Origin of the sequence: Caldisphaera sp. (assembly GCF_046536515.1) — an archaeon.
Taxonomy (GTDB): Archaea; Thermoproteota; Thermoprotei_A; order Sulfolobales; family Acidilobaceae; genus Caldisphaera.
In genome coordinates, this window is the sequence record NZ_JAWDMQ010000068.1 from 1 (window position 1) to 6,269 (window position 6,269).

A 6,269-nucleotide genomic window follows, 5' to 3' on the forward strand; every position below is an offset into this window, starting at 1 on the left:
GGGAAGTAGAAAATGGTAAAAATAAATGAATTAATATATTCACTTAACAGCATAGCTAGGAGTGGATGGATGATTAAAGGAGTAGAACCATGTAAGGCAGAAACTGTTTCTCAACATCTTTTTGCATCTGCATTAATAGCACTTGAGATTTCATCAAGTTTGGAAAACGTAGATAAATATAAAGCAGCATCAATAGCTTTAATTCATGATATTGGAGAATCTATTATTGGAGACATAAGTAAAACCGCAAGCGTCGATAAATCCAAGACCGAAAAAGAAGCAATAGAAAAAATTGATGTGAATAAAGACATAAAGCAACTTTATACATTATATGAATCAGGTAATACATTAGAAGGAATAATAGCCAAGATTTCTGATTTATTATCTACATATTTAATTTCATTAAAATATGAAAAAGAAGGCTATAATGTAAGAGAGATTAAAAATAATGTAAGAGAACAAATAATTTTGCTGTCTAAAAAATATAATATAGAAAATAATGTTATTAAATTTTTAAAGAAAATAGAGGACTAAATTTTGATTTAAAACTAAAGGTTTTCGTATCACATAATTTTATAGGAGAAAAGAAATGTCTGAGAATAAAATTCAACTGAAACTACCTATTTCAACTATCGGGATAAGCACAGCAGAAAACATATCATTATATCATTATTTATCTGGAGGGACTTTACTGCGCCTCGTCTTGCCCTCAGAAAATAAAAGCCTAGAATGTAAAGATTATGAAATTTGCCAAATTTATAACCCCAATTTAGATACATTAAAAGAACTTCATTTAATCGATATAGAAAAATTGGTTAGAACATGGAATGCTGATGGAATAATATTTGAAGGATTTGGTGCACAAGAAATAATTAACAACGAATTTATAGATACTCTAAGAGAAAAATTGAATTTGCCTATTGGGGTTAGAATTTTTGAACCAGCTAATATATATAAAGCTGATTTTATAGTTTATGATCACTTTATAGAATATAACAATCTAAAGACTATAAATTTCCTAAAGAACTATGAAGCTTCATACCCTTGGTTAGAGTTACAGCTTTATTATAGAGAGCCCCTTATCGAAAAGTTTTTCCCGTTTGCTAAAATAGCTGGAGAAAAAGAGATACCAATACATATTTATTTATTAGACAATAAAGGAGGAGGACCCGTTAAAGAGTTATATAAAGAAATTAGAGAACTCAATCCTTATGTATACATACATGTTAATTTGTATGGTGAATATATAACTTACTGTTCCAATTGTAATAAACCGGTAGCGTATAGAGAGGATGGAGTGCTACTTACATTGGAACTAAACAATAGTCGTTGTTGGAACTGTAATAAAGAGTTACCATTTAAAAAAATCATATCGAAAAGATCGAATCAAAAACTAATTAAAATAAGTGGAGGTGATACTTTATGGTACGATCCGAGAGCGATCCAAATATATTAAAAAATCATATAAGATTAGCTAAGTTTTGGACCCCTATTAAGGAAAGGGAAAAATGGGTAAAGTGTAATTTATGTCATAGAAGGTGCTTAATAGCACCTAACGCATGGGGAGTTTGCGGAGTTAGAAAGAATATAGATGGAAAACTATACACCATGGTATACGGTTTGCTAACAGCTGAAAATGTTGATCCTATAGAAAAGAAGCCCCTAATGCATTTTAATCCTGGCAGTTCTGTATTAAGCATATCAACAGTTGGTTGTGACTTCTTCTGCTCTTTTTGCCAAAACTGGGAAATTAGCCAAAGTAGGCTTGAAAAAGGGCTTTACGGAGAAAAAAAGACACCACAAGAAATAATAGACGACGCCATAAAAGTTAAAGCGGATGGAATTTCCTATACATATAACGAACCAACTATAATGTATGAATTCATGTACGACACAGCTGTTTTAGCCAAGAAAAATAACCTATTTAATACCATGGTAACAAACGGCTATATGACTCCAGAAGCTGTTGATGAAATAGGAAACTTTTTTGATGCAGCAACAGTTGATTTTAAGGGTGGAGGAAATAAGGAGTTTTATAGAAAATATATGGGAGTACCAGATCCTGAGCCAATATTCGAAACTTTAAAAGCAATGAAAGAAAAGAAAATTTGGATAGAAATAACTAACCTTGTTGTGCCTAAAGTCGGAGATAAAGAGGAAGATATAAAAAGGCTTTCAAAATGGATAGTAGATAACCTGGGAGATAACGTACCTTTCCATCTCCTAAGATTTCACCCAGATTATAAAATGCTTGACAGCGAAGATACTCCAGTAAAAACATTAGAAAAGCTTGCAAAAATCGCAAAAAACGAAGGTTTAAAATATGTTTACATAGGTAACGTACCAGGACATGAACTAGAACATACTTATTGCCCAAAGTGTGGATATCCTCTAATAGAAAGATACGGCTTTTATATAACAGCATGGAGACTAACAGAAGACAATAAGTGCCCCAAATGTGGAACAAAGATAGATATTATTGGTAAGAAAAGAAACTCATCCCCATTTTCACTCTCTATAATATAGATAAACTATATAACTTATATTATTTAAAATAATTTTTAATTAGCGAAGAAATTATTAAACATAATAAACTTTTAATACAAATTATAGTTTATTTAGATTGAAAGAAATCATTATAAACTCTGCCAGATAAAGAAGATAGGGCAACAGAGAGAACTGGTGTGTAGGATATGATGTTTTGTCCTAAGTGTGGAGGAGTGATGATACCAATAAAAAAGAATGGGAAGACAATATTAAGATGCACAAAATGCGGTTACGAAATGGAAGCTCCATCAAATACCGTAAATGAATACAAGACAGTATCAAAAACAACAGAAAAAGAAAAAGTACTAACAACAAAGACTATTGGACAAGAGCAAAATGTTGACAGCGAAGAAAATAAAGAAGAACTGGAACAAGCAAAAGAAGATTATTATGAGCTAGTCTTAGATCAAATGGGAGAATATGGAGATCAAATTTAAAAATTTCAATTCTTAAAGTTAGCTTTACTATTTAAATAAACTGCCCATGCGATTTATTTCATCCGATACTTCATCTAAATCCTTGTGAGTATCTATACTTCTCCAATAATATTTAGGTATTTCAAATTTTACTGCAACCATCTTACCTTCAGAAGAAAGCTTCGGGAAAGTTGTCATCTCTATATCTCCCTTATTTGGTAAATATTCTATTATTTCCGGTTTGAAAGCATAAATACCTGCATTAATCCAATAATCGTAAAGTATGGGCTTTTCTTTAAACCCTTTAACGAATCCATTATTATCTATATCTAATACACCATAGGGGCTTCTTAACGGAACAACTGCCATAGCTGCTATAACGTTTTCTTTTAAAGAAGACAATAATATATTCGGGTTAATGTTAGTAATGATATCCCCATTAGTAACTAAAAACTTTTCGTGATTTTTATATATATGACTGGCCTTTTTTAGTGCACCTCCAGTCCCCAAAGGTTCGTCTTCAACCACATAAGAAATCGACACTCCATATTTATAACCACTACCTAATTCTTCAATGAGTTTCTCTTTATGATATCCTACTAAAAGGGCTACTTCATCTATACCATAGTGCTTTAACCATTCCAATTGGTAAACTATTACAGGCTTATCATTAATTGTAACCAATGGTTTGGGTTTATCTAAAGTTAGAGGTCTTAGCCTCTTACCGTATCCACCAGCTAATATTAAAGCAAGACTCATTATATTTCACCCAGAATTTGCCGCCGCGGGGATTTGAACCCCGGACCGCCCGGTCTTCAGCCGGGCGCTCTCCCGCTGAGCTACGGCGGCTCCCTCTTACCTATGACAATTTAGAAAATATAAAAATATCTCGTCCCTCTATTTATAAATATTGAATTCCTCATCCTTTAGAAAGAAACCAAAATAATTTAATCAAATAATTTTAAGAACAACTAAGATATTCTCCATTCTATTTCAAGCATTGATTTTGAGTCTCTATAGTATATAGTAGGTATCCCGATGATTCTTAACCTACTCCTGAGTTCTTTATCATTTGTAGCAACATAAACTATCTCTCCTCTATTTTTTAATTCCAGCGAAGCGTGGAAAATAGAGTCATCTGCATCAATTTCTGTAGTATCGATTATAGGAACCTTATTAACATTAATTAAGTTAAGCCCAAAATTAATTTCCTTATATATTTTTTTGTCTTTATTAAGACTAGCTATTTTTTTAAGTTCCTCTATTACACTAGTTGTTGTAATTAATTCAACTTTCTGCTCCAATATATCATAGAACATAGATAAAGTAATGACCCCTTGACCGAGCATAATTATAATGTTAGAATCCAATATTACCTTGGGGTTCACTTGTTTACTAGCCCCCAACCTATTAATCTCCACCTTCCGGCTATCCTTCTACTAACTGCAACCCTTAACCCTTTCCAAGCTATAACAGGCCTTTTTAATTTAACTGAAACTACTTCTTTATTAAAAGAACTAACTGTTCCTATAGTTAGACTTGCACCAACAGCTAACATTAAGACTTCATTTTTAGTTAAAGGATCAACTTTGATTTCTTCTTTTGATCCAACAACATTCTTAAACAAATGATACTCAAACTCTAAATCATTAATTGCTGGAGGCAATAAACCAGGTTTCCCTACTATATTGCCAACCAGATTATCTGATTTAGTTAAAGTAGGATCAAGCTTTGTACCTATAGCAACTAAACCACCAGGTTTGGCTTCTTCTACTTCATATTTTCCAAATCTTAAGCTTGTAATTTCAGTCGTTATAGGCTCATATTTTTCTGCATTTCCAGACTGCAAACCTGGGCCTATTTCTATCTCGTCTCCTATCTTAAATTTTCCTTGTATTATTGAACCTCCAATTATACCTCCTACCAAATCTTCTGGCTTTGTGCCGGGCCTATTAACATCAAAGCTCCTTACTACAAACATTAACGGATTACTATTCTCATCTCTTTTTGGAGTTGGTATATATTTTTCTATAGCAGCTAGCAATGCGTCAATATTAACTCTCTTAAGAGAGCTTACGGGAATTATTGGTGCATTTTCTGCCCATGTATTATGTAAAAACTTTTTAATTTCATTATAGCTTTCCTTAGCCCTCTCTGGAGATACTACATCAATCTTGTTCTGAACTACTACGAGATTTCTTATACCTAAAATGTCAAGTGCCAAAAAATGCTCCAACGTTTGTGGTTGAGGGGTATTTTCGTTTGCAGCTATAACTAATAGAGCCCCATCCATTAATGCTGCACCTGATAGCATAGTAGCCATCAATATTTCATGACCGGGGGCATCAACATATGATATTCTCCTGACCAGCTTTGGTTTTGAGCCAGGAGAGCACTCACAAACTGGCTCTGGAGAGTACTTTTCCGGATATCCACATTCTACACATTCCCATACTTCTCCGTCCGCAAATCCTAATTTTATTGTCATTCCTCTTTTGATTTCTTCACTATGCCTCATAGTCCACGTTCCTGTTAAAGCCTGAACAAGGGTTGTCTTACCATGATCTACATGACCTACAATACCAATGTTAACGTTAGGTTGCATGTTTTCTAATGTTGTTTCTGACATATTGTTTATCCCTAACCATTTATGCTAAGATAAAAGTTTAAAAGCAATATATGAAAAAGGTAATTTAAAATTTTTATAACACTACCAAAATCTAGGAACTATTTTGTTATTTATATCTATATTTAAAATCTCCAAAATTATATTTCTAAATAGAAATATATAGCAGGTGAAAATTTATGGCATTAAAAGTTGGAGAAAAAGCTCCTGATTTTGAGCTAACAGCAAATGATGGCGAAAAGGTTAAGCTATCGGATTTTAAAGGAAAGTTTGTTATTTTATATTTTTATCCTAAGGCGATGACACCAGGTTGTACAAGGGAGGGATTAAGATTTAATGAATTGTTAGACGATATTAAAAAGCTAAATGCAGAGGTTTTAGGAGTTTCTTCGGATAGCGTTGAAAAAATTAAGAAATTTGCAGAAAGATATGGCTTTAAATTTAAATTGCTTAGCGATAGCAACGGAGAAGTCATAAATTTATATGATGTTAAAAAGAAATACTTTTCAATCCTAACTGCGGAAAGAACCACATATATAATCGATCCTAATGGAATCATTGTTAGAGTTTTTCAAAATATAAGGCCTGCAGAAAAACATGCCGATTTGGCATTAACAGAACTTAAAAAGCTAGTTAATCAAGGCTAATAAACTAATATGAATATTTAATCTGACCTCCTC

Annotated in this window: 8 protein-coding genes and 1 tRNA gene; 5 read left to right on the top strand and 4 right to left on the bottom strand. The window is 32.6% G+C overall.

Annotated features, from left to right (window positions below; translation table 11 throughout):
• Positions 1-12: 12 nt before the first annotated feature.
• The 4 genes from RXO53_RS07465 (at position 13) to RXO53_RS07480 (ending at position 2,984) form a co-directional block, all read left to right on the top strand.
• Positions 13-534: an HD domain-containing protein gene (locus tag RXO53_RS07465; protein ID WP_410713601.1), complete on the top strand. Its 522-nt coding sequence runs from the start codon at positions 13-15 to the stop codon at positions 532-534.
• Positions 535-589: 55 nt separating this feature from the next.
• Positions 590-1,456 carry a hypothetical protein gene (locus RXO53_RS07470; RefSeq protein ID WP_410713602.1) on the top strand — a complete coding sequence of 289 codons (867 nt, stop codon included), beginning with the start codon at positions 590-592 and terminating at the stop codon, positions 1,454-1,456.
• Positions 1,423-2,526 carry an AmmeMemoRadiSam system radical SAM enzyme gene (gene amrS / locus RXO53_RS07475; protein WP_410713603.1) on the top strand — a complete coding sequence of 368 codons (1,104 nt, stop codon included), beginning with the start codon at positions 1,423-1,425 and terminating at the stop codon, positions 2,524-2,526. Before RXO53_RS07470 ends, amrS begins: the two co-directional genes overlap by 34 nt.
• 167 nt (positions 2,527-2,693) lie before the next feature.
• Positions 2,694-2,984: a transcription elongation factor gene (locus tag RXO53_RS07480; RefSeq protein WP_410713604.1), complete on the top strand. Its 291-nt coding sequence runs from the start codon at positions 2,694-2,696 to the stop codon at positions 2,982-2,984.
• A 27-nt stretch (positions 2,985-3,011) separates the two neighbouring features.
• Here RXO53_RS07480 and RXO53_RS07485 read toward each other — a convergent pair whose 3' ends face one another.
• The 4 genes from RXO53_RS07485 to RXO53_RS07500 form a co-directional block, all read right to left on the bottom strand.
• Positions 3,012-3,722 carry an NDP-sugar synthase gene (locus RXO53_RS07485; protein ID WP_410713605.1) on the bottom strand — a complete coding sequence of 237 codons (711 nt, stop codon included), beginning with the start codon at positions 3,720-3,722 and terminating at the stop codon, positions 3,012-3,014.
• Between the two features lie 18 nt (positions 3,723-3,740).
• Positions 3,741-3,812, bottom strand: a tRNA-Phe gene (locus tag RXO53_RS07490).
• Positions 3,813-3,934: 122 nt separating this feature from the next.
• Positions 3,935-4,351, bottom strand: a complete 417-nt coding sequence (locus RXO53_RS07495) for a PIN domain-containing protein (protein WP_410713606.1) — start codon at positions 4,349-4,351, stop codon at positions 3,935-3,937.
• Positions 4,348-5,592, bottom strand: a complete 1,245-nt coding sequence (locus RXO53_RS07500) for a translation initiation factor IF-2 subunit gamma (protein ID WP_410713607.1) — start codon at positions 5,590-5,592, stop codon at positions 4,348-4,350. The genes RXO53_RS07495 and RXO53_RS07500 overlap by 4 nt, the downstream gene beginning before the upstream one ends.
• A 176-nt stretch (positions 5,593-5,768) precedes the next feature.
• On the opposite strand from RXO53_RS07500, the gene RXO53_RS07505 reads away from it, so the two are divergent.
• Positions 5,769-6,236 (top strand): peroxiredoxin, encoded by a 468-nt coding sequence (locus RXO53_RS07505; protein ID WP_410713608.1) that lies wholly within the window; start codon positions 5,769-5,771, stop codon positions 6,234-6,236.
• Positions 6,237-6,269 lie beyond the last annotated feature (33 nt).